The organism is Vibrio rumoiensis 1S-45 (genome assembly GCF_000286955.2).
Taxonomy (GTDB): Bacteria; Pseudomonadota; Gammaproteobacteria; order Enterobacterales; family Vibrionaceae; genus Vibrio; species Vibrio rumoiensis_A.
This window is the reverse complement of the sequence record NZ_AJYK02000043.1, coordinates 111120-134847: the sequence shown is the minus strand read 5'-3', so window position 1 is coordinate 134847 and position 23728 is coordinate 111120. Positions and strand designations below refer to the sequence as shown.

The window sequence follows — 23728 nt, the reverse complement described above, 5'->3', positions numbered from 1 at the left end:
CATAGTGAAATTTTTTATACTCATGAGGTTATTTACATAGGAGGGGGAGCTCAGGTTATAGATTTGATGAAAAGAAATTCAGTGCAAGAATTTTTAGGAAAAGATAATGATATTTTGGCTATTTTAGATGGCGATCAGCGTCATAAAAGTTATCATGAAGGGATGAACAATGTTCATTTTTTACCATTTGATAATATTGAGTCTGTAATATTTAACCGATATAATTTAGATGATCCTGTTATACCTAAAGTAGAAAGGATTGATGGGAAATCAGAAATCAAAAAAGCAAAGAATCTTTATAATCAATTGGTTGCTAATAATAATGGTGTTCAACTTATTACTGAGAAAAAAATTTACCAGCATTTAGAAAGCCTATTTGAAACGGAAATCAACAATTTAGAATCCAATATTGTTAATTTCCTTTCCAATTGAAAATATATAGCCCTAATTTAACCCAATAGTTTCCTGCATAAACCGAAACAATTCGGCTTGTTCGGTTTGGGTTAACCTAGAGATTTCTGCTTTGATTCGGTTTAATTCGGTTTCGGAAGGCGAACTCAGCATATAACGAGTCGTGTGTTCTAGCTCTGTTCGGATATGGTCAACCGAAAGGTGCGCGTAAACACTCGCGGTAACGCCAATATTGGAGTGGCCTAAAAGTCGGCTTGTTGCTTGAAGTGAACCGCCAGAAGTCACTTGATAGGTAGCTAGGGTTCGCCTTAAATCGTGTACCTGTAAATTTTTACTCGCATCATTCGGATCATATAAACCAGCTCGTTTGGTTATTCTATTCCAAAATCCGCCGATTCCGCTTTTATCTGCAATATGACCCGTTGCACTTCTCGTGCTTGGAAATACATACTGTTGGCCTTTTTCCGCTTCAAGAGACCGTCTTTCTAATACTTTCATTGCTTCATGAGATAGGGGCACAACATGCGGTTTCTTGGTCTTGATTTTGTTCACGGGGATAACCCATGTTCGAGCGTCTTTGTTTATTTCACTCCATTCCATCGCTAATACGTTAGATTTTCGTTGGCCTGTAAGTAGAAGTAGCAAGATGCAATCTTGATAAATCGGCTCTTCTTGTTCAAGCGAGTCGAGTAGGCGGCAAAGCTCTTCTTTTGAGAGGGTACGCTCACGCCTAAATACGCTTTCATCAATTTTCTTTAATGTCGCAAATGGGTTGTTTTCAATGTCTGCACGATTGAACATGGATTTAAGCAAGGTTAAGGAATGGTTGTGTAAGCTATAGCCTTTTTTAGCCAATATATTTTGCAGAAAAGTTTTGGCTTCGTCTTTGGCAAAATTATCAATGGTGCGTTTACCAAGTTTTGGCCTGATGTGAAGTCGATATAAGATTTCATGGCCTTTTAAGCTGCTTTCTCTGCGTTTGCCTGCTTTGATATCGAGTTTGAATGAAGCTTCATAGTATTCGAATAGTTGCTCAAAAGTGGTGTAGTTACGAGCGGTTCGTTTTTCTTCATTAGGGTTAACACCAGAAGCAATTTTATGTACAACTTCTCTTGCGAGTCTACGAGCTTGCTCAACGGTAATTTCAGGGAAGCGGCCTAAAGTTACTTGCAGGTTTTTACCATTTACCTTTTGAATGAAATTAAATGTTTTAGTGCCTGTTTTGGTTACTTCTAAGCCCAGTCCATGGACGCTACTAGTGCCTCCCGAATCACGGTACCTTTTTCGTGTTGATGCTGGCTCGATGTTTACGAGTGAGTTTTTTGTAAAATTAAAGCTATAAGACATGTCTTTACTCTTCTATATAATCATTTCTGCCGTGCCTATGCCGTGCCGAAGACAGTAAAAATAGGCTATTTTGGTTAATTTTCATTAAACTTAAAATAACGAATAATGATGTGTAACGATATGATTATTAAGGTAAATTAACGTGAGTTAAGCCGAGTTAAAGGATCTTTTAAAATCCTGTAGGGCGTACCATATACAAAATAAACCCCAGATAACTTAATGAGTTATCTGGGGTTTTTGTTTTTGCCGTTTATATATCATGCTTCGTGGTGCCTATATGGCGCTGTTGTTCGTGCTGACAACACCAGCGACATTCATGTTAAAGATCATCACAGTCACAATTGACTCGCTAAACCGAGTTCTCGCTTTCTCGATCGCATAAAATCGTTTAAATGATTTTAAAAATCCATTACTAGGATATCTTTTGCTGATAAATGAATTGATTAGCAGAGATCGTGTATAAAATTTATTCGGGTTTCTTGCTACTATTCTGTTAGGTGGAAGGAGTCATCGTGAAAACATTCATTCTTGGAATCTTATATGCGCTTGTGGCAATTGTGGCCATAGGTATCCTTGGTCGTTGGTTTGTACCCTATTTAGCAACGATTGTTCTTGTTGACTATGTTGCGTTCTGTGGTGTTGCTGCAATTGTTATTGCCTATCTCGCTTATGATGGTAGTCATCCAATGAACCAACATTTCATGTCTCTTATCACCCATCGAGAATTAGTCAGCCGTGAAGAAGATCCAGAAGATAAGCATAACCGAATGAGCTTTACGTTTTCTGTTGGTATAGCAGGAATTTTATTGTTGCTTGTAAGTGGTTTAATGGTGTGGTTGTCATAGAGAATTTCACCTAACAAACTTAATCGGTATCAGTCTTTCTAAATGACCTAAATCTTTGGGAGCGATCGCTCTTAATTTGCATATCGATTGTACATTTTATCTGCTGCCAAGCTTATTTTGTAAAAATAGCTGGCATTTGGCATGAAGTGATCTTGTCATCTTGATACATAAGCGATTCTAACAAGACACCACCTTCAATCTCGATGGGGGGGAGTCTCATGGCTTTCATGTCATCAAGAGTGTAATACCATCCCATGGTTTGTTTTGCTTTTTGGCAAGTGTTTAGTTTGGTTTGACCATAAGTGACGATATTGGGGGCGACATCAATATACTGAAAGAATTGGAATTCTTTTTCCCTTAGTCTCTCGAGGTAAGGGTAATACCCCTTCCATTGAGCTTCAGGTACGCTTTGCTTCCAGAGGTGGTCACTTTGTCTTGCGCCGCCGTGCCAGCCAAGTAATGTGTCTTTTTCGATCTTCACACTGTGAGCAGCAGGCAGTAAATAATTGGCACAAGCAGAAAAGCACAGTTTAGTAATAATGAGATCAAGGTTCTTCTCTTTAATAAAATACCCAAATTCAATACCAGATTCGATCATTCCGCCAGGGCTAGTGACTTGCAGTTTCGTTATTTCAATATGATTGTTTCTTATCATGCGTAGAGCTTCGAGCACTCCATCTCCAGTGATCATTCCATCATAAATGAGCGTGTCATCTTTTATGCTTAATGCCGGAGATAGAAGGGGCAAAGGTGCTTGATTGGCACAGCCTGTCAGGAAGGTTACGGCCGCAATGGAAAGAAATTTTTTCATCATTAAGCCTCAAGTGTTATCAGTGGCTTTATATGATTTTATGGTTTGGTTGGCTATAGGGTCGAAAGATCATCATTAGACTAGATGGGCGGATTGAGAGGGATATCTTAATAAGATGTAAATGATATTTTTGTTATTGTATTTTCGATTTTCATTTAACACCCTCAGATAACGTAATAGATTATTTGAGGGTGTTTTACGATGTGGTGTCGGTAGTTATCTGTTAACGAATGATCATTTGCTCGCGTTCTGGGCCAACCGAAACCATGCTAACTGGTACGCCCATTAATGCTTCAATACGTTCAACATAACGTTGTGCAGCAACCGGCAGGCTTTCAAAAGTGCGACAAGTGGTGATGTCTTCATCCCAACTTTGCATGTCTTCGTAAACCGGGCTTAATGCTGCGGTTTGAGGCCAGATTGGGTTTTCACTGTGATCGCCTGCATACGCAACGCAGATCTTTAAATCTTTCATGCCGGTTAAGCAATCAATTTTGGTTAATGCGATTTCAGTTGCCGCTTGTAATTCAACGCCATTACGAGTGGCGACGGCATCAAAATATCCCATATCACGAGGGCGACCCGTCACTGCGCCATATTCATTGGCACTTTCACGGAAATTATCTTGCTCTTCCATAGCGGTCACTAATGTACCTGTACCAACCGATGAGCTGAAAGATTTAGCAACCGCGACAATACGCTCTGGGCGAAGGGCAGGTAAACCACTACCAATACCGGCATAAGCCGCGGTGACATTGGAAGATGTGGTGTAAGGGTATTCGCCATATACTAAATCACGGCCTGCACCTAGTTGAGCTTCAAACAACAAATTGGCTTGTTGTTTTTGTAGTGCTTTTAAAGGCTCGGTGACATTACAAATAAATGGACGCCAAGCTGCCGTGACTTCTAATAGCCATTGTGTCATCTCTTCGGCGCTTTGAGAAAAATCACAGCTTGGGTATAAAGCTTTTAGCTGTGGCATTTTCCAATCCAGCATAAATTGAATACGTTCTTGCAATACTTCCGGTTGGTTTAACCAGCCCACAAGAATGCCTTTCTTCATGACGCGATCGCCATACGCCGGCGCAATACCTTGGCGGGTTGAGCCGTAAGCGGCATCGCCTAGGCGCAATTCTTCTAACGTATCTTCAAGGGCATGCAAAGGCAGACATAAGGTTGCACGATCTGAAATGCACAATTTCACGTCAACACCAGCGGTTTTTACTTCGGCAATTTCTTCGCTTAATGCAGCGGGGCTAATCACCATGCCAGGGCCAAGTACCGCAATACAATTTGGATTGAAAATACCGCTTGGTAATTGGTGTAATTTAAAGGTACCAAAGTCATTTACCACGGTATGGCCAGCATTGTTACCACCTTGAAAGCGAATGCTTGCAGAGGCATCTTCAGCTAAAAAATCAACGATACGGCCTTTACCTTCGTCACCCCAGTTAGCACCTACAACAACAATAGACGGCATAATTTCATCTCCAAATTGATTTGAACAATCATGGTAAGCGCCCTATATAAATAAGAGAAATTAATTATAATTATCATCTTGATAAGGATTCCATATCAATTTTTGACTAAAAATAACGCATAAGGTGAAGATATGTTAGATATTCATTGGTTAAAAACCTTTGTGACATTGGCTGAATTAAAGCATTTTGGTAAAACCGCCAATGCATTACATATGACTCAACCCAATGTGAGCCTTCACATTAAACAACTCGAAAAAACCACCCGTGTGAAATTGATTGAGCGTAACCCATTTTGTTTAACGCAAGCGGGACTGCGCTTATTGGAATCGTCGAAAAAAGCACTGTGGGAATTGCAGGTTTGTCAGTCCGATTTGAATGCGATTAATAATTTGAGCCAAGGCACACTAACCATTGCGGCGAGTGACATTATTTCTCGATTATTGTTGATTGAGCCTTTTCAGCTATTTAAAGCTGAATTTCCGGGAATTGATTTTTCATTGCTGAATACCACCTCATCGCAAGCATCCAGCCTGGTCAAAAGTGCAGAAGCCGATTTAGGATTTGTGATCGCGCAAAAAGAAAGTGAGCCTTTGCATTTTACTGAGCTTCAACAAGTAAAATGGTGCGCTCTGGGTAATGATTTAGAGTTGTGGCAACAAGCAAAATACATTGATGATGCCTCTTTAACTGAACTTCCAACACTGATTTTATTAGGACACGATACCCGAACCCGAGACTTACTGGATAGCGCGTTACCATCATTAAATTTACCGAAATATCGGATCATGGAAGTGGGCAGTGTGGATGCGCAGATAGACTGGGCAGAAGCGGGATTTGGTGTGGCGATTGTACCGGAATTTTCACTTTATACTAAGCCGGGTTTAACCACCAAAGTGACCCCCTTACCGCAATTTCCGAGTACCAGTTTAGGCTATATTGTGCGTCAAAATCAGGTGTTATCTAAGGCGACTAAGCAATTGTTGCATTGGGTTAATGAAGAGATTTCACGCAGGCAATAAACACCTCATATTCGGTAATGGAGCTACTAAATATTGGCTAATCCTTTTTGTATGATTTTTTATAGAATAGATTATGCTATACCCTTCAATGACTTTGGGCACAGTTTAAGAAAAGGAATTTGTATGAAACATCGGTCTTCACGCTTTGGTAGCTTAGTGTTAATTATCGCCATTCTTGCAGCGTTGAGTGTTGCGGTTATGATGTTTGGTGCTCATCTAGGTTTATGGGATCCCATTGTTGGGTTTGGTTATATTCGCAATTATATGAATCCCATTGCTTATATGGTCGTGACCTTAAGCGCGATTGGGTTGGCTTATCAGTTGTCTTCTTCTAATGGCGCAGGGGTTGTTAAATCTTTCGTTGCGCTTTTAATTGGGTTAGGGCTGTTGGCACCCATGCTTTATGGAAAAATGCACCCACCTAAGCAATATCCACCGATTCATGACATTACTACCGATACGGTTAATCCTCCGCAATTTATTACCTTAGATGATCATCGCCCAGGAGCTAAAAACAGTTTAGTTTATGGCGGTTCAAAGGTTGCCGAACAACAACACTTGGCTTATTCAGACATTGCGCCTATTTATGTGTCTACGCCTGCCAGTGAGGCGTTTCAACAAGCATTGAATGTTGGAAAATCAATGGGGTGGGAAATCGTGTCACAAGATTTCAAAAAGTTACGTTTTGAAGCCACAGCCCGAACGCCGGTTTTCCAATTTGCCGATGATATTGTCGTAGTGGTTACTGAACTCAAGAGTACCACCAGAATTGATATCCGCAGTGTGTCTAGAATTGGCCGTGGTGATAGAGGCGTGAATGCCAATCGAATTAGAGAGTTTATTCAATCTTTCTAATTTATGGTTGAGTATGGTTTTCATTATAATCGGCGATAAAATGACAATTTTTCAATATTGTATCAGTCAACTAGTTTACTAGTGTGGTGGATGTCGCTACTATAAGGGCATTCATCAGCATAGAAACTTGATTGCCTTCTTTTTAAGTCACATTTGGGCAATCTACCTTCCTTCTTCAGCTTGATGCTTGTTTGTTTTTGAGTCAGCACAATGGCTCAATTTAGCGTAAAGAGAATCTATTATGACCACCATTGCAACATCGGTTAAAACAACCAAACAACCTTCGTTAGTTGGGGGCGCTTGTATTATTGCGAGCGTATGTGTCGGTGCAGGTATGCTTGGGCTACCAAGTGCGGGGGCGGGCAGTTGGACCATTTGGTCTATATTAGCCATCACTCTTACTATGGTTGTGATGACGGTTTCTGGTTGGTTATTGCTTGAAGCGTTTAAACATTACGATCTTCATGTGTCTTTCAATACCGTTACCCTTGATATGCTGGGCAGTAAGGTCAACTTTTTTAATAATTTAACGGTGTATTTCGTAGGCGGTATTTTACTGTATGCCTATATCACATCGTTTGGTTTGATCTTGCAAGGCTCTTTAGGTTTAGAAAGTAAAACAGCGTCGGTGCTATTTGTTGCAATTGCGTCGAGTGTTGTTTGGCATTCAACCCGTGCGGTAGATCGAGTTTCGATTATATTAATTGCCGTGATGTTGTTGAGCTTCATCTTTGGGGTATTCGGCCTAACTGTTAAAATTGATATGTCGATTTTAATGGATGCGGTTAACCAGCAAGGTGAATACGCAAAATATGCCATGGCACTATTGCCGATAGCGTTAACATCATTTGGTTATCATCATTCTGTGGCTTCAATGCGCGGTTATTATGGTGAAGAAACCAAAGCAAAATACGCTATTTTAGGTGGGACACTGATTGCTTTAACGCTTTATGTCATTTGGATTTTAAGTATTTTTGGCACTCTGCCGCGTGAAGCATTTGGCCCAGTAATTGCTCAAGATGGGAATGTTGATGTTCTGCTAAAAACCTTAGGTGGTGTGGTTGAGTCTGAAAAAGTATCCCAAGCGATCAATATCTTTTCGGTGGCGGCGATCCTGTCTTCATTCATTGGTGTTGGTTTAGGAGTATTCGATTTTATTGCGGATTTATTCCATTTTGAACCAAGCAAACGTGGCCGCTCAAAAACATGGTTAGTGACCTTTTTGCCGCCATTGATTTTGTCTTTATTATTTCCATTTGGCTTTATTTTGGCGATTGGTTATGCAGGTGCAGCGGCAACGGTTTTGACTTGTATCATTCCAGCTTTACTCGCCCTAAAATCACGTCAACGTGAAAACGGTAATCAAGGCTTTATGGTGAGTGGTGGTAAGTTCGTACCTTTTGCTGTGTTAGCGTTTGGTGTTGCCACAGCCATATTCCACTTTTTAACCATGCTTGATTTGCTGCCTGTGTTTAAAGGTTAACTTGGTTTATCAAAGATAAACATTACAACGTGCGTCGTTATTAAGCCCTTGTTTCTACTTTTAGATGCAAGGGCTTTATTTTTGAAGGTGGTCATTCATTTTGGTGTAATTTACCCCTTGAGGTGACTTGGGGATATACTTTATATAACACCATCTATTTGGTTTTTATAAAAAGGATATGGACATGGCAAAGATTGGACTTTTCATTCAAGCATGTTTAGCTGCCGCAATTTTTTATCTAGGTTTTACGATATATAGTTTTACCAATACTGTGAATAAAGTGGTAGAAACTTACCCGACAATGTTGGCCGATTTTAATCAAACTACGGCGAATTTAGACATTAAAGGTTGGTTGGATGTGGCGAATAAATACGCGGAGATAGCGCCGAAAGCATTACAAGTAGTGCAGGATATGAACAGTACTGTGGCGGGTGTGAATAAAACCGTTGCCTCGGTGGATACTAAATTGCCGCAGGTACTCGCGGAAATGAATGGTCTTCGCACGCAAACCGTACCTGCGGTATTAAAAGAATCCGCTTTGATTCGACAAGAGCTACCCCCAATGCTGACCAAGATTGATCAAATTGTCGAAAAAAGTGAAGAGATCAGTAAAAATGCGACAGAGGGCGCAGTGAAAGGGATCATTTTATCCCCAGTTAATTTATTAAAAGATGCAGGAAAAGGTTTGAAGTCGACAGTAACGGAATGATAAAAGGGTATAGAATATTTTCCTGACGGTCGGTTAATTTTATAAATGTTGAGTTGTGGTATTATGGCGCCATATTCTTTGGAGGTTTTATGTTGAAGTTAAATAAACAAATCTGGCAAAAGTTATGGGTCGCTTTATTTTTTACATTTGGCTTAGCAGCATGTTCAACCACTTCTTCAACCAGTGCAAATTATGTCTATACCGACAGTTGGTGGTATGACGATTACTGGTACTACCAAGATCATGTTTACCCGAATTGCTGCCATGGCGACGGTGAATTTAAAGAAGCTGTCAATAGCTGGTGGCATACACTCGATCCAGATAAACAAGCAGAAATTAAAGATAAAGTTGATAACTGGAAAGACGGTGATGGTCCAGATGTAGAAGCACTGAAATCCGATTTTAATAAAAAATGGCAAGCATTGCCTGCTGAGAAACAGCAACAAATCACGCAAAAGCGCCAACAAATTCAAGCTGAAATGGGAGGCGATGGCCTTTCTAGTGAACAGAAACAAGCAGTAAAAGCTCAGTGGCAAAGCCGAGAACGCCCAACGTTACAACGATCTCAAGTCACCATGCCTGCCGCTCTTCCAATCTCACGACCTTCAGGTTTTGGCGGCGGAGCTCGAATTGGTGGCGGTTTAAGACGCTAATATTTAGCTAATTTAGTCTGTTTACAGGCAATCCATTGGCTTTTTATTAATTGCCTTTAGGTAAATACCACTCATTAATTGAGTGGTATTTTTGTTTTTGAAGTAAGTAAAGCCAGCAAAAGGATACCGAGTTCAAGTAATTCTGATTAATATCCATGAAACTCTAGTAATGTTACAAAATTGTTTATTATTGTATGAGCACTTAACTAGAGGTGAACATGAGAGATTATAAGCAAATTTTAGTTGTCGATGACGATCAAGAGATCCGCGATTTACTCGATGAATATCTTTCTAAAATGGGCTTTACTGTTTTAACGGCTTGCGACGGCGTCGAAATGCAAGCGCGAATACAACACAGTGGTTATCCCGATCTCATTTTATTGGATGTGATGCTGCCCGGAGATGATGGCTTTGCACTTTGCCAACGTATTCGTAAAGATTCAATGGTGCCGATTATTATGTTAACAGCCGTGTCAGATGAAACGGATCAAATTATCGGCTTAGAAATTGGTGCTGATGATTATATTGCCAAGCCTTTTAGCCCTAGGCAATTAATCGCAAGAATTAAGGCCTTGTTACGCCGCAGTCATGCTGACGAATCGACCAACCCCACAACCATTTCTTTTGGTGATTGGACGTTAGATACCTTATCTCACACTGCTTTTCATCAAGATACTCATGAAAAAATTGAATTATCAGGCAGTGATTTTTCGCTGCTGATGTTGTTTCTTTCAAAGCCTAATGAAGTCTTGGATCGAGACACTATCTCTTATGCGATTAAAGGCCGAGAAGCCTTGCCTTTTGAGCGGGGCATTGATGTACAATTGAGCCGTTTACGCCAGCGTTTGGGTGATACTGGCAAGCATCATAAATACATTAAAACCATGCGCGGGAATGGTTATATTTTTACCGCACCAGTGCATTACGGTCACTAGTTGATCTGAGGTGAGTTAATGTCTCGATTCTGGAAATCGCAATCGCTCGTTTCACGGACCTTATTGTTAACGTTGTTAACGGTGGTGATGGCGCAAGGCATTTCTACGTCTATTTGGTATACCAACTCTCGAAAACAAGAAATTCAAGGGATCACCACTACCACGACGAGCATGGCATCACTGTTTGCTTCAACGGTGTCTTATTTTCAATCTCTGCCTGTGAATTATCGACATGTGATTTTGGAGCAATTACGCAAGATGGGAGGCACACGCTTTTTCGTCTCGTTTAATTATGAGTTTTTACAATTATCGCCACTTCCAGATAATCGCATGAAGCAAGTAGCCGTGAATTCTATGGCCCGCGCACTGGAAGATAAACTGACCAATGTAAAATCAATTCATGTGGAATTCTCTGAACCTGATAAATTAAAAATTCTAAAAAATGATATTTATTTAAAGGATTTACCAAAATCTTGGGCGCATTACACGCTAACCTTAGAGCCGCTTAACCCACCGATTATGGTGGTTCAAATTGAATTAGATACCGAAGAATGGATTTACATTGCCGCGTTGCTTCCTCCTCCTTATAACACGTTAGAAGACACCATTTTACCACCATCACAATGGTTGTATTTGTTGCTTTCCACCGCTTTATTGTTGTTCTTCACTTATTTTATGGTTCGCCGTCAGGTGCGACCTTTGCGTAATTTAGCGAAAGCAGCAAATCAGATGAGTATTGATGGAGAGCAATCGCCATTACCCGAAGAAGGGGCGAATGAATTAGTCACAGCAACGTTAGCGTTTAATCGGATGCAACAACGAATTCGTCATTATGTGATGGATAGGGAGCATTTATTTTCCTCTATTTCCCATGACTTAAAAACACCGATTACTCGTTTACGTTTAAGGGCTGAGCTATTGGAAAACGATGCTAAGAGAGCCAAATTCAATCAAGATCTAGATGAGTTGGAAATGATGGTAAAAGGCGCACTGCAATGTGTGCACGATACCGAATTACATGAGAACTCCAACTTAGTTTATTTGAATGAATTATTGCTTGCTGCGGCAGAAACACATAATCAAAACGAGATCAAAGTCATATTGCCGCAAGAAAGTATTCGCCCTGTTTTAGGAAAGCCTCTGGCCTTAAAAAGGGTGATGACCAACCTAATCGATAATGGCGTTAAGTATGGCTATAAGGTCAAAGTGAGCTGTATACAAACCGATACGTACGTGCAATTAAACATTCAAGATCAAGGAAACGGCATTCCTGAAGAGAAGCTAGAAGCTGTGTTTGAGCCCTACGTACGCTTGGCTAAAGACAAAGATGGTCATGGCTTGGGTTTAGGTATTTGCCGTAATATTTTACATGCTCATGGCGGTACTATTTTTATTCATAACATTCTTGATAACACCAAGCCCACAGGGTTAATGGTGCAAGTTATCCTGCCATTCAATACCGAATCATTGGATCAAACCTAACCAATGTAACAATACTGTTACACTGGTGTTACCTTTTGTGGCGTTCTATTTTTGGATCTTTACTTATAGTTATTGGGATATTGCTAGAGAAAGCGAGCTGTCAGCTATTTCTAGAAAACTGAACATCAGATAGCAAAGCGTTCAACATGAATTAAACGCAACTTTTAAATCCAATATCTTAAACCCAATAACTAAAACATGGACGATAACAATGAAAACAATCAAGAAAAGTCTTTTAACGGTTAGCTTACTTTCTGCAGGTTTATTCTCTGCCACACAATTTGCCAATGCCGGTGAAGTAGAAGTATTGCATTGGTGGACATCTGGCGGTGAAGCCAAATCGGTTGCTGTATTAAAAGAAATGATGGAAAAAGAAGGCCACACTTGGAAAGATTTTGCGGTTGCTGGTGGCGGCGGTGAAAGTGCGATGACAGTGTTGAAAACGCGCGCTGTATCTGGGAACCCACCTGCAGCTGCGCAAATTAAGGGCCATAATATTCAAGAATGGGCAGATCTTGGTTTCCTTACCAATTTAGATGAGGTTGCGAAAGCAGGCAATTGGGATGGGATCTTGCCTCAAGTTGTTGCCGATACCAGTAAATACCAAGGCCATTATGTTTCTGTTCCGGTAAACGTACACCGCGTAAACTGGCTTTGGGCTAACAAAGTAGTACTAGATAAAGCGGGTGTTAAAGTTCCAACGTCATGGGATGAGTTTTTTACCGCAGGTGATAAATTAAAAGCGGCAGGAGTGATCCCACTCGCACATGGTGGTCAGCCTTGGCAAGACGCAACTTTATTTGAAGCGATTGCTTTAGAAACACTAGGTAACGCGGATTACAACAAAGCGTTTGTTGATTTAGATCAGGCGACATTGTCTGGTGATAAAATGGTGGAAGCGTTCACAATCTTCAAGAAAGTACATGGCTATATTGACAGTAATTCGCCAGGCCGTGATTGGAACGTTGCTACTTCTATGGTGATTAACGGTACGGCTGCCATGCAAGTGATGGGCGATTGGGCGAAAGGTGAGTTTAGCGCGGCTAACAAACAACCGGGTACTGATTACGTTTGTGCACCGACACCGGGAACCGATGATGCATTCACGTTTAATATTGATAGCTTTGCTTTCTTTAAAATTAAAGACAAAGATAATCAAAAAGCCCAGCAGGATCTTGCCAAAACTATCCTTTCAAAAGATTTCCAAGAAGTCTTTAACCTTAACAAAGGCTCGATCCCTGTTCGTTTAGACATGGACATGTCTAAGTTTGATCAGTGTGCATTAGATGCAATGGCAAGCTTTAAAGCAACCTCGAAAACCGGTGGTTTAGTGCCAAGTATGGCGCACGGTATGTCGACGACAAGTTATGTTCAGGGCGCGATGTACGATGTGATTACTAACTTCTTTAATGATGCCGATGCCGATCCTAAACAAGCCGCGCAACAATTAGCGAAAGCAGTAAAAGCGGCTGAGTAATCCCTTTCTTTAAGTATTCTTTTTATTGAGGAGTCTTTATTAAACTCCTTAATTGAAGAATGAAACGGTAAGGCTGCGTATAGAAGTATTTACGCGCAGCCTTTCTTCCCTTTGCTCACATGATTTAAACGCTCCTTTTGCATAATCTGCTGAGTAATCGATGTTATTAAAGGATCGGTTATGGACAACGCTTTCGATTCCACTAAACAAAATACGGGTAATCCTAGACAAGGAATGCCCGCAAGACGCACTGCTCCTAAGCCAAAGCTGATGGATAGATTGCAGTATTTACTGCCTAAAATTGTATTAGCCCCGACCATGGTGATCACTGTGGTGTGCATTTATGGGTATATTTTTTGGACAGGGGCTTTGTCTCTGACCAATTCGAGGTTTTTACCAAGTTTTAATTTCACAGGTTTTGGCCAATATGCCAAGCTGATGGAAAATGACCGCTGGATCACTTCCATTACCAATCTTGGTATTTTCGGCTTACTGTTTCTTGCCATTGTTATTGTGCTGGGTGTCGGCTTAGCTATATTTTTAGATCAAAATATCCGTAACGAAGGTGTGATTCGTAGTATTTATTTATACCCAATGGCGCTGTCGTTTATCGTGACCGGTACCGCATGGAAATGGATTTTAAACCCAGGCCTTGGCATTGAAAAAATGGTGCGAGATTGGGGGTTTACGGATTTTAAATTCGATTGGATTGTCGATTCTGACATGGTGGTTTACACCTTAGTGATCGCAGCGGTTTGGCAATCATCTGGCTTTGTGATGGCGATGTTCTTGGCGGGTTTACGCGGGATAGACTCTTCCATTATCAAAGCGGCTCAAATCGATGGGGCGAGTCTGCCACGTATTTATTGGAGCATTGTATTGCCTTGCCTGCGTCCGGTGTTCTTTAGTGCCGTGATTATCACGTCTCATATTGCAATTAAGAGCTTTGATTTAGTGACCGCGTTAACCGCGGGTGGGCCGGGGTATTCTTCTGATTTACCTGCTTTGTTTATGTATGCGTACTCCTTTACTCGTGGGCAAACGGCGTTAGGTTCAGCTAGTGCCATGATGATGCTTGCGGGGATTCTGGCAATTTTAGTGCCGTATTTGTACTCAGAATTAAGAGAGAAGAAATCATGATTTCCGCGACTAAAAATAAGTCAGCGAATAAAGCGCCGACTCACCAACAACCTTACTTTAACTCCAAGCGAATTGGGCGCATTGCAATTTACACGTTGCTGCTCTTTTTCTGTGTGCTTTACCTCATGCCATTGTTCGTCATGGTGATCACCTCATTTAAAAGCTTGGGCGATATCCGTACCGGTAATTTAATGTCGCTACCAACCGAGTGGGTGTTAGATGCATGGCAAAAAGCGTGGTCAGAATCCTGTACTGGCGTGAAATGTGAAGGGATAAAAAGTTACTTCTGGAACTCATTTCAAATGGTGATCCCTGCGGTCGCGATCTCGACTTTAATGGGCGCGTTTAATGGTTATGTGATCAGTAAGTGGCAGTTTAGAGGCTCTAATATGCTGTTTAGCTTGCTGCTGTTTGGCTGCTTTATCCCTTTCCAAGTGGTGTTATTACCGATGGCTGCGACCTTAGGTTACTTTGGTTTAGCCAACACCACCACAGGGTTAGTGATTGTGCATGTTATCTATGGCTTGGCCTTCACAACATTATTCTTCCGTAACTTTTATGTTGGCGTGCCAGATGAATTGGTTAAAGCCGCTAAATTAGATGGAGCAGGGTTCTTTACCATCTTCTTTAAGATCATGCTGCCAATATCAACGCCAATTATTATGGTGACAGTCATTTGGCAATTTACTTCTATTTGGAATGATTTCTTATTTGGTGTGGTGTATTCCGGATCGGAGACGCAACCCATCACAGTGGCACTAAATAATCTTGTGAACACCAGTACGGGAGTTAAAGAATATAACGTGGATATGGCTGCCGCCATTATTGCAGCGTTGCCAACCCTGTTGGTTTATATCGTGGCAGGGAAATATTTTGTTCGTGGGTTAACCGCGGGATCCGTCAAAGGCTAACGCTGATTTATACATTACTGAGTAACCCAAAATTGGCTTAAAAGGAAAAATAATAATGGCTGCTTTAGAACTAAACCAAATTCGTAAAACTTATCGTGGGGCAGAAAACGAGACATTAAAAGGCATCAATATTCAGATTGAATCGGGTGAATTTTTGATTTTAGTTGGCCCGTCCGGTTGTGGAAAATCCACCCTGATGAACACGATTGCAGGGCTTGAATCGATCAGCTCCGGTGAAATTGTGATTGATGGAGTAGATGTTTCTAACGTTGAACCGAAAGATCGTGATATTGCAATGGTGTTTCAATCCTATGCTCTGTATCCCAATATGACGGTGCGAGGCAATATCGCATTTGGTTTGAAAATCCGCAAACTGCCACAAGTTAAAATTGATGCAGAAGTGAATCGAGTGGCAGAAATGCTGCAAATTGATCACCTTTTAGATCGAAAGCCTGCGCAACTGTCTGGTGGTCAACGCCAACGGGTTGCGATGGGGCGAGCATTGGCACGTCAACCTAAATTGTATTTGTTTGATGAGCCGTTATCGAATCTTGATGCGAAATTGCGAGTAGAAATGCGTACGCAAATTAAGCGTTTACATCAAAAGTTAAATACCACTATTGTGTATGTCACCCACGATCAAATAGAAGCAATGACTCTCGCCGATCGTATTGCAGTGATGAAAGATGGCGAGCTGCAACAGCTCGGTACGCCAAAAGAAATCTACAACCAACCAAATAATATGTTTGTGGCAGGCTTTATGGGCTCACCGTCAATGAACTTCATTAAAGCTAGAGTCGATCTCGGTACCGATGATAAACCTCAAGGTGAGATTTGGACGGCAGATGGTCAATCACACAAGATCAATTTGCCTGATCGCTTACGCAAGTTTGATGGAGAAACTGTGATCATTGGTTTAAGACCAGAGTTTATTACTGAACAACCAAGCGATGAAAATCGAACCTTCACCGAGGTGCCAATGCAAATTGATGTATTGGAGCCAACAGGGCCAGATACCATTGCGATTGTTGAGATTAATCAAGAGCATGTTGCTTGTCGTTTATCGGCAGAATTTGATGCAAAAGCCGGAGAGACCGTTCCGTTGTATTTCGATCTTTCGAGTGCGATTTTCTTTGATGTGAATACCGAGATGAGAATCTAACTCGGGCTGCATTTTCTTTGTATAAAATTGGCGGATTTTGACCCATTTAGCGTTTAGGCGCAGGTCAAAATCCGCCATTTTTTATGCCGGTCATTTGAGTGGTGAATGATGAGTTGAATGTAATGAATTGATTGTTAATGAAATATTTATGATTATTCAAGTTGGTATGGCATTTGCTCTTATGGGGTACGGCTTTAGAAAAGAGTCGATGATCATAATCAAGGAGAACAAAATGTCTAAAAAATCTCTTATCGCTGTCACCCTAACCGCAGCTTCCGTACTGGCTAGTTTTAATACAAGCGCCGCTGATGCCTGTGACCCAGGTGAAATGGTGATTAAATTTAGCCATGTAACCAATGCAGACAAACACCCTAAAGGCATTGCCGCTTCTTTATTAGAAGAACGTGTGAACAAGGAAATGAATGGTAAAGCTTGTATGCAGGTTTTTCCAAACTCAACACTTTATGATGATGATAAAGCCCTTGAAGCGTTATTAAATGGTGATGTTCAGTTAGCTGCCCCTTCTTTATCCAAGTTTGAAAAATTCACTAAAAAATTCCGTATTTTCGATTTGCCATTTTTGTTTGATGACGTAGAAGCGGTTGACCGTTTCCAAAACTCAGAGTCAGGCGATGTATTGAAAAATGCGATGACTCGCCGAGGTTTAAAAGGCCTTGAGTTTTGGCATAACGGCATGAAACAAATGTCGGCAAATAAACCACTTATTTCCCCTGAGGATGCAAAAGGCTTGAAGTTCCGTGTTCAGCCTTCAGATGTCTTGGTGGCACAATTTGAGCAACTTGGCGCGAACCCGCAAAAAATGTCGTTTAAAGAGGTGTATGGCGGCTTACAAACCAAGGTTATTGATGGACAAGAAAACACCTGGTCGAACATTTATGGCCAGAAATTCTTTGAAGTGCAAGATGGTTCAACCGAAACCAATCACGGTATTTTGGATTACTTAGTTGTGACTTCAAATACTTGGTGGACGGAGCTGCCCGATGATATTCGCAGCCAACTAGGTCAAATTCTGCATGAAGTGACGGTCGCTCGTAATACCGAGTCAACACGAGTTGATAATGAAAGTAAGAACAACATTCTAGAAGCGGGTGGTGTGGTGCGTACGCTTACGCCAGAACAACGCCAAGAATGGGTAACGGCGTTGAAACCGGTGTGGAAAAAGTTCGAGAAAGATATTGGTTCTGATCTGATCGATGCTGCTTTGGCTTCAAATAAATAACGAGTTGTTTTAATGATTGGGCATGGCTTGGGAATAGAAAGAGAAATAAAAAGCCATGTCCAAATTGATGATGACAGAGAGGGAATATGTCTCATTCTTTGATGGATAAATTAGGGCGAATAACAGACTCGATTGAAGAATCTTTGATCGCTTTATTTTTGGGTTTAATGACACTGATTACGTTTGCCAACGTTGTATTTCGTTATGTGTTAAATGACAACATTCTATGGGGGCTTGAAGCCACAGTATTTTTATTTGCTTGGTTGATCTTGGTTGGCGCATCTTACGGTGTGAAAAAACAATTCCACATTGGGGTTGATGTGGTGGTTAATCTTTTGCCCGCTAACTGGCGTAAAATTTTTGCCTTAATTGCTGTGAGTGCTTGTTTAGCATTTTCTATTTTATTGCTGATCGGATCTTGGAATTACTGGTATCCGTTTGTGACAGAACGCGCTTGGTATGAAACCGATGATATTCCCATGCCGGAGTTTCTCCAGTTTCTGTCTACTTGGCTAAATGAAGGTGAGCGTTATGAAAAAATGCCACGTTTTATTCCTTATATGGCGTTGCCAATTGGTATGGCGTTGTTGACTTTTCGATTTTTTCAAGTGGCCTATTACGTGATGACAGGTCAAAGAGACCGCATGATTGCAAGCCATGAAGCGGAAGATGATCTTGATACGCTAAAAGAACAGAACAAGGAAGACTAAGTCATGGATATTATTTTATTGTTTGTCATGGTGATAGGCTTCATGGTGTTTGGTGTACCTATTGCAATTTCGCTTGGTTTATCCAGTGTCTTGTTCTTATTGATTCATTCAGATACTTCGCTTGCTTCGGTGGCTCAAACGTTATTTAACTCATTTTCTGGGCATTATACGTTACTGGCGATCCCCTTCTTTATTCTGGCCTCTACCTTTATGTCAACCGGTGGGGTTGCTCAGCGGATCATTCGTTTTGCCATTGCCATGGTGGGTTGGTTTCGTGGTGGACTTGCTATGGCCTCGGTTGTGGCATGCATGATGTTTGCTGCACTTTCCGGTTCGTCGCCTGCCACGGTGGTGGCTATCGGGAGTATTGTGATTGCCGGCATGGTGAAAAATGGTTATTCGAAAGAATTTGCCGCCGGTGTGATCTGTAATGCGGGAACGTTAGGGATTCTTATTCCGCCTTCTATTGTGATGGTGGTGTATGCCGCCGCGACCGATGTTTCTGTAGGTCGTATGTTCTTAGGTGGCGTGATCCCAGGTTTACTTGCAGGCGGTATGTTGATGGTCGCGATCTATATCGCCGCTCGTATCAAAAAACTGCCAGCGCAACCTTTCGTTGGTTGGAAAGAAGCATTTGCTGCGGCAAAAGGCGCAAGCTGGGGTTTGCTGTTAGTAGTGATTATTTTGGGCGGTATTTATGGTGGGATATTCACGCCAACAGAAGCCGCTGCCGTTGCCGCCATTTACGCCTTTTTAATTGCAAACTTTGTATACAAAGATATGGGACCGTTTGCAGATAAAGAAAGCACATTGCCAACGATTGTGAAAATTGGCTATGCCTTTGTGCATCCAGATACCAAAAAGTCGCTCTTTGAAGCGGGTAAGCTTACCATTATGCTGATGTTTATCATTGCCAGTGCATTGATCTTAAAACACGTATTAACGGAAGAGCGCATTCCTCAAATGATCACTGAGTCGATGCTATCAGCAGGGTTTGGGCCTATCACCTTCTTGATTATGGTGAATGTCTTGCTCTTGATTGGTGGTCAGTTTATGGAGCCTTCAGGACTGTTAATTATTGTTGCGCCTTTAGTGTTTCCGATTGCAATTGCATTAGGTATTGATCCGATTCATTTCGGTATCATGATGGTCGTGAATATGGAGATAGGCATGATAACGCCTCCGGTGGGTCTGAATTTATTTGTGACTTCTGGTGTGGCTAAAATGTCGATGTTGAATGTAGTAAAAGCAGCGCTACCTTGGGTTGGTGTTATGTTCTTATTCTTAATTATCATTACCTATGTTCCAGCTATCTCAACTTGGCTCCCAACCTTGTTAATGGGTCCGGAGATCATTATTAAATAACCAAATAATAAATTTGGTATTGAAGTTTTGGCCTAGATTGGAAACAGAAGTAACGATTCACTTGTTAGGTTAAGCTTTTCAGTCACGCCCCTAGATCTTCCTAGCTAATACTTGGGTCTTGGGTCTAGGGGCGTTTTTTATGTCGGTTATTTAACTTATTGTTCTTACTTATAGTTATCTTTATCGAGTTGGTAGCGCTGCATTTTGTCGTATAACGTTTTTCTTGGCAGTTGCAGTTTTTCCATGGCAAATTTTATACTGCCATCAACTTCAGAAAGGGTTTGCTCAATCAGCATTTTTTCAAATTCAGCGACTTGTTGCACAAGCCCAACAGCGGCGTTGGTTTCTTGAGAAGCTTCTGGGGATTTTCCATCTAGATCATTTAACTTGCCCAGTAGTACAAAGCGTTCTGCTGCATTTCTCAGTTCGCGGACATTTCCGGGCCAATCATGGCTAAGCAAACGTTGCAAATCTTGATTGGAAAGGCTGGTGGCCGCTTTACCATAACGAGCAGCAGCCACTAACAAGAAGTGATGAAAAAGCGCGGGAATATCTTCACGTCGTTGGCGTAGCGGTGGCAGATCTAAGGTGACGACGTTAAGCCGGTAGTAAAGATCTTGGCGAAAGGTTTGTTGCTCAGACGTTTGCCTTAAATCTGCTTTGGTCGCCGCAATCACACGAATATTAATCGGTATCGATTGGTTAGAACCAATGCGTTCTATCTGGCGCTCTTGTAGCACTCGTAATAAACGGATTTGTGCCTGCATCGGCATGGATTCAATTTCATCAAGGAAAAGAGTGCCACCATCGGCGTATTCAAACTTACCTATTCGACGGCTTTCAGCGCCAGTAAATGCCCCTTTTTCATGGCCATATAATTCACTTTCTATTAAGTTCTCCGGGACCGCACCACAGTTCACAGCCACAAAATTTTGATCGCGTCGACTGCTTTGTTCATGCAATGAACGGGCGACTAATTCTTTACCAGTACCGGTTTCCCCATACAGTAGAATATCGGCATGTGTATCGGCTATCTGATTGATGGTTTGGCGTAATTGTTCAATGCTCGCGGTGTTACCAATAATCCGAGGGCCAAGGGTTTGATTGGCTTTTAGTGCGATTTTTAGCTGTTCATTTTCAAGTAATAATTGACGTTTATCTATGGCTCGTCTTACGGTTTCGATCAGGCGGTCGGATGAAAATGGCTTTTCGATAAAATCGTAAGCGCCATCGTGCATCGCTTTTACCGCCATAGAAATATCCCCATGTCCTGTGATCAATATGACAGGTAATTTGGCATCTTTTTTTTGTAAAGTGGACAACATAGCCTCACCAGAAATACCTGGTAAGCAAATATCACTGATGACAACTTTTGGCATATTGCCTTCTTGCATAGCAATTAATGCCGATTCAGCGTCAGCAAAAAACTCGGCGTTTAAATCGGCTAATTCAAAGCTTTGCTCTACGGCAACTCTTAGATCGAGTTCGTCATCAATGAAAAATATATCCGTCATTACGTTTTCCTTTTTAATTATTCTGTTTTTTGGAATAACATTGGTCGCTAGGGCGCGATTAAAGCCGTTTATACTTTTACTTACTTAGCGGTATGGTAAGAGTAAATTTTGCCCCGCCAGAATCTTTATTCTTAGCCGAAATTGAACCCTTCATGCTCTGCATAATTTGTTGAGAGATAGATAAACCCAGCCCCAAGCCATTTTGTTTACTGGTATAAAATGGGTCAAAAAGGTGATCGAGTTGGTCTGAGCGGATCCCACAACCATTATCACTAATATCAATCTTGATACCGTCTTGATTGGCTTTCAGTTCAAGCTCAATATGTTTTTGCTCTTGGTCAGATACCGCATGAATTGCATTGGTGAGGGTATTAATAATGACTTGCTCTAAAGCAATCGGGTTTACTTTTGCCATGATGGGGTCTGTGGGTAAAATCAGAGCCACATGTACGCCTTGTACTTTGAGCTCTGGTTGCATTAAGTCATAAGCTGATTTAATGACAATCGCCACATTGGCATTGATTAAATCATTCGCGGAGGTCCGTTTAGCGAAATGCTTTAATTGCTGGCTGATTTTTGCCATTCGAACCGTGAGTTCAGAAATACGTTCTAAGTTCTTCTGCACTTTTTCATTATCGTTTTTCAATAGAAATTGTTGGGCATTATCCGAAAAGCTACGAATGGCGGCGAGTGGGTTATTTAACTCATGGCTAATACTGGCAGACATTTGCCCCAAAACAGCCAGTTTGACGGTTTGAATCAACTCATCTTGGGTTTGTCGTAGGGCATTTTCTGTTTGAATACGAGTGTGAATTTCTGTGTGCAATTCTGCGGTTCTTTCCAATACTTGAAATTCAAGTTCTTGGTTGGCTTGAGCGCGTATCCTCTCTATTTGTAATAACCGAATCTTACGCTGGCGATAAAATAAAACGATAAAAAAGAGTAAAATTGCCATTAAGGTAAAAATGAATAACACACTCACGACATCCCACACAACCAGCATTTTTGGGGTTAAAATACGAACATTAAGATCTTGCTTGGGTAAGTATTGAGACACCGACATATAGCGGTGATATAAACCTTGTTGGCCATTAATGTAGATTTCGATAGGTTGATTACTTAGGTTGCCAATAAAGCCAAGTGACGATATTTGTTTGTCCAAATAGCGACGGCCATGTTGAATTTTTAAAAGAGTAGATTGAGGTAGGTCGATCAAGCTTTTGTATAGCCAACTATCTTGGTCTGTCATCATCACAATGTGATTGTTATCGCTGACTACGAAATGGTTTTGTTGATCGTTCCAGTTATTCTCAATAGTTGAAAGTTGAATTTTCACGACAACCACGCCGATGATTTCTGCCGCGTGAATGATAGGGGAGGAATAATAATACCCTCTCAATCCAGACATAGAACCTAAAGCAAAATATTGGCTGTTTTGCCCTGAAATTGCCTGTTGAAAATAAGGCCTAAAAGAGAAGTTTTGCCCAATGAAAGTGGCTTTGTCTTTCCAGTTACTGGCCGAAATAGTATTGCCTTTTTGATCAATTAGATAAATGTCGGAGGTATTAACTAATTGATTTATTTGCTCAAGATACCGATTGGTGACTTCTATTTGCGCAGAATTTTTATGTTCTAATAATGTGTTGGTTAGGCGCTTATTTTGAGCAAGTAATTGTGGGATAAACGCGTATTTATCTATTTGGGTGAGAAAGTGCTGCGAGAATTGTTGCAACTGCAATTGGCTGGTATTTAAACGTGACTGATAATAATGTTGCCACGAAAAAAAGACGGCACAAATAGCCACAGAAAAATACAGAATAAATGAGATAACAATAAAGGGTTTTGGTTTTCTCACAGAGCGTTCTCATTGGGAAGTAGGCTTTAGAATAAGCATCCACATACAGGTTGCCAGTTTGCCTATTGGAAACCTGAGCTGGATCTCTTTTTCTGAGTTTAGTGAAAAAAACCGTTAGATTCCCTTGAAAAGTGAGGTAACGTCCCCATTTAATTCACATATCCTAATAATTAATCATTTAGGACGAGAATTTAGGACTTATCTCGACAGTCGCGGTTCAGATCGCTAGAATGATGCGTCGAATTTTATCCTGAGACTAATTGGAGAGGCCTTTCACTTTGATTTTTATTGTGAATTTTGTTTGTGATAAAAATGAAAAAGGT

General features: G+C 41.1%; 21 protein-coding genes. 16 read left to right on the top strand and 5 right to left on the bottom strand.

What is annotated here, in order from left to right:
• The coding region (locus A1QC_RS15515; protein WP_026025837.1) for a hypothetical protein at positions 1-432 on the top strand (432 nt) is incomplete at its 5' end.
• Positions 433-444: 12 nt separating this feature from the next.
• On the opposite strand, the gene A1QC_RS05930 is transcribed toward A1QC_RS15515, so the two are convergent.
• On the bottom strand, positions 445-1758 hold the full coding sequence (locus A1QC_RS05930) for a tyrosine-type recombinase/integrase (protein ID WP_017025264.1): 1314 nt from the start codon (positions 1756-1758) through the stop codon (positions 445-447).
• A gap of 512 nt (positions 1759-2270) precedes the next feature.
• On the opposite strand from A1QC_RS05930, the gene A1QC_RS05925 reads away from it, so the two are divergent.
• Positions 2271-2603 carry a hypothetical protein gene (locus A1QC_RS05925; protein WP_017025263.1) on the top strand — a complete coding sequence of 111 codons (333 nt, stop codon included), beginning with the start codon at positions 2271-2273 and terminating at the stop codon, positions 2601-2603.
• A 112-nt stretch (positions 2604-2715) separates the two neighbouring features.
• On the opposite strand, the gene A1QC_RS05920 is transcribed toward A1QC_RS05925, so the two are convergent.
• Together A1QC_RS05920 and A1QC_RS05915 are read right to left on the bottom strand one after the other, a co-directional pair.
• The gene (locus A1QC_RS05920) at positions 2716-3414 is read right to left on the bottom strand and encodes a hypothetical protein (protein ID WP_017025262.1); all 699 of its coding nucleotides are present in this window, start codon (positions 3412-3414) and stop codon (positions 2716-2718) included.
• 223 nt (positions 3415-3637) lie between these two features.
• The gene (locus A1QC_RS05915) at positions 3638-4894 is read right to left on the bottom strand and encodes an adenylosuccinate synthase (protein ID WP_017025261.1); all 1257 of its coding nucleotides are present in this window, start codon (positions 4892-4894) and stop codon (positions 3638-3640) included.
• A 132-nt stretch (positions 4895-5026) separates the two neighbouring features.
• Here A1QC_RS05915 and A1QC_RS05910 point away from each other — a divergent pair, with 132 nt between their 5' ends.
• The 14 genes from A1QC_RS05910 to A1QC_RS05845 all read left to right on the top strand — a co-directional run bounded on the left by A1QC_RS05910 (position 5027) and on the right by A1QC_RS05845 (position 20036).
• On the top strand, positions 5027-5914 hold the full coding sequence (locus tag A1QC_RS05910; RefSeq protein ID WP_017025260.1) for a LysR family transcriptional regulator: 888 nt from the start codon (positions 5027-5029) through the stop codon (positions 5912-5914).
• A 123-nt stretch (positions 5915-6037) separates the two neighbouring features.
• Positions 6038-6769, top strand: coding sequence for a DUF1499 domain-containing protein (locus tag A1QC_RS05905; protein WP_017025259.1), 732 nt, complete (start codon positions 6038-6040; stop codon positions 6767-6769).
• 241 nt (positions 6770-7010) lie between these two features.
• The gene (locus A1QC_RS05900; RefSeq protein WP_017025258.1) at positions 7011-8252 is read left to right on the top strand and encodes an aromatic amino acid transporter; all 1242 of its coding nucleotides are present in this window, start codon (positions 7011-7013) and stop codon (positions 8250-8252) included.
• Between the two features lie 184 nt (positions 8253-8436).
• A complete protein-coding gene (locus A1QC_RS05895) occupies positions 8437-8961 on the top strand; it encodes a hypothetical protein (protein WP_017025257.1) in 525 nt (174 codons plus the stop codon).
• Between the two features lie 89 nt (positions 8962-9050).
• The gene (locus A1QC_RS05890) at positions 9051-9614 is read left to right on the top strand and encodes a hypothetical protein (protein ID WP_017025256.1); all 564 of its coding nucleotides are present in this window, start codon (positions 9051-9053) and stop codon (positions 9612-9614) included.
• A gap of 218 nt (positions 9615-9832) precedes the next feature.
• On the top strand, positions 9833-10549 hold the full coding sequence (locus tag A1QC_RS05885; protein WP_017025255.1) for a response regulator: 717 nt from the start codon (positions 9833-9835) through the stop codon (positions 10547-10549).
• Positions 10550-10567: 18 nt separating this feature from the next.
• Positions 10568-12031 (top strand): ATP-binding protein, encoded by a 1464-nt coding sequence (locus A1QC_RS05880; protein ID WP_017025254.1) that lies wholly within the window; start codon positions 10568-10570, stop codon positions 12029-12031.
• A gap of 211 nt (positions 12032-12242) precedes the next feature.
• On the top strand, positions 12243-13508 hold the full coding sequence (locus A1QC_RS05875; protein ID WP_017025253.1) for an ABC transporter substrate-binding protein: 1266 nt from the start codon (positions 12243-12245) through the stop codon (positions 13506-13508).
• 234 nt (positions 13509-13742) lie between these two features.
• Positions 13743-14648 carry a carbohydrate ABC transporter permease gene (locus tag A1QC_RS05870; RefSeq protein ID WP_039836482.1) on the top strand — a complete coding sequence of 302 codons (906 nt, stop codon included), beginning with the start codon at positions 13743-13745 and terminating at the stop codon, positions 14646-14648.
• Positions 14645-15559: a carbohydrate ABC transporter permease gene (locus A1QC_RS05865; protein ID WP_017025251.1), complete on the top strand. Its 915-nt coding sequence runs from the start codon at positions 14645-14647 to the stop codon at positions 15557-15559. Before A1QC_RS05870 ends, A1QC_RS05865 begins: the two co-directional genes overlap by 4 nt.
• A gap of 55 nt (positions 15560-15614) precedes the next feature.
• A complete protein-coding gene (locus tag A1QC_RS05860) occupies positions 15615-16721 on the top strand; it encodes an ABC transporter ATP-binding protein (protein WP_017025250.1) in 1107 nt (368 codons plus the stop codon).
• A gap of 232 nt (positions 16722-16953) precedes the next feature.
• Positions 16954-17961, top strand: a complete 1008-nt coding sequence (locus A1QC_RS05855; protein ID WP_026025834.1) for a TRAP transporter substrate-binding protein — start codon at positions 16954-16956, stop codon at positions 17959-17961.
• Between the two features lie 86 nt (positions 17962-18047).
• Positions 18048-18671, top strand: a complete 624-nt coding sequence (locus tag A1QC_RS05850; protein ID WP_017025248.1) for a TRAP transporter small permease — start codon at positions 18048-18050, stop codon at positions 18669-18671.
• A 3-nt stretch (positions 18672-18674) separates the two neighbouring features.
• Positions 18675-20036, top strand: a complete 1362-nt coding sequence (locus A1QC_RS05845) for a TRAP transporter large permease (RefSeq protein ID WP_017025247.1) — start codon at positions 18675-18677, stop codon at positions 20034-20036.
• 164 nt (positions 20037-20200) lie between these two features.
• Here the strand turns inward: A1QC_RS05845 and A1QC_RS05840 are convergent, their stop codons facing one another.
• Together A1QC_RS05840 and A1QC_RS05835 are read right to left on the bottom strand one after the other, a co-directional pair.
• Entirely contained in the window at positions 20201-21550 is a 1350-nt protein-coding gene (locus A1QC_RS05840) for a sigma-54-dependent transcriptional regulator (RefSeq protein ID WP_017025246.1), read from the bottom strand.
• 76 nt (positions 21551-21626) lie between these two features.
• Positions 21627-23405: a sensor histidine kinase gene (locus A1QC_RS05835; protein ID WP_017025245.1), complete on the bottom strand. Its 1779-nt coding sequence runs from the start codon at positions 23403-23405 to the stop codon at positions 21627-21629.
• Positions 23406-23728: the final 323 nt, after the last annotated feature.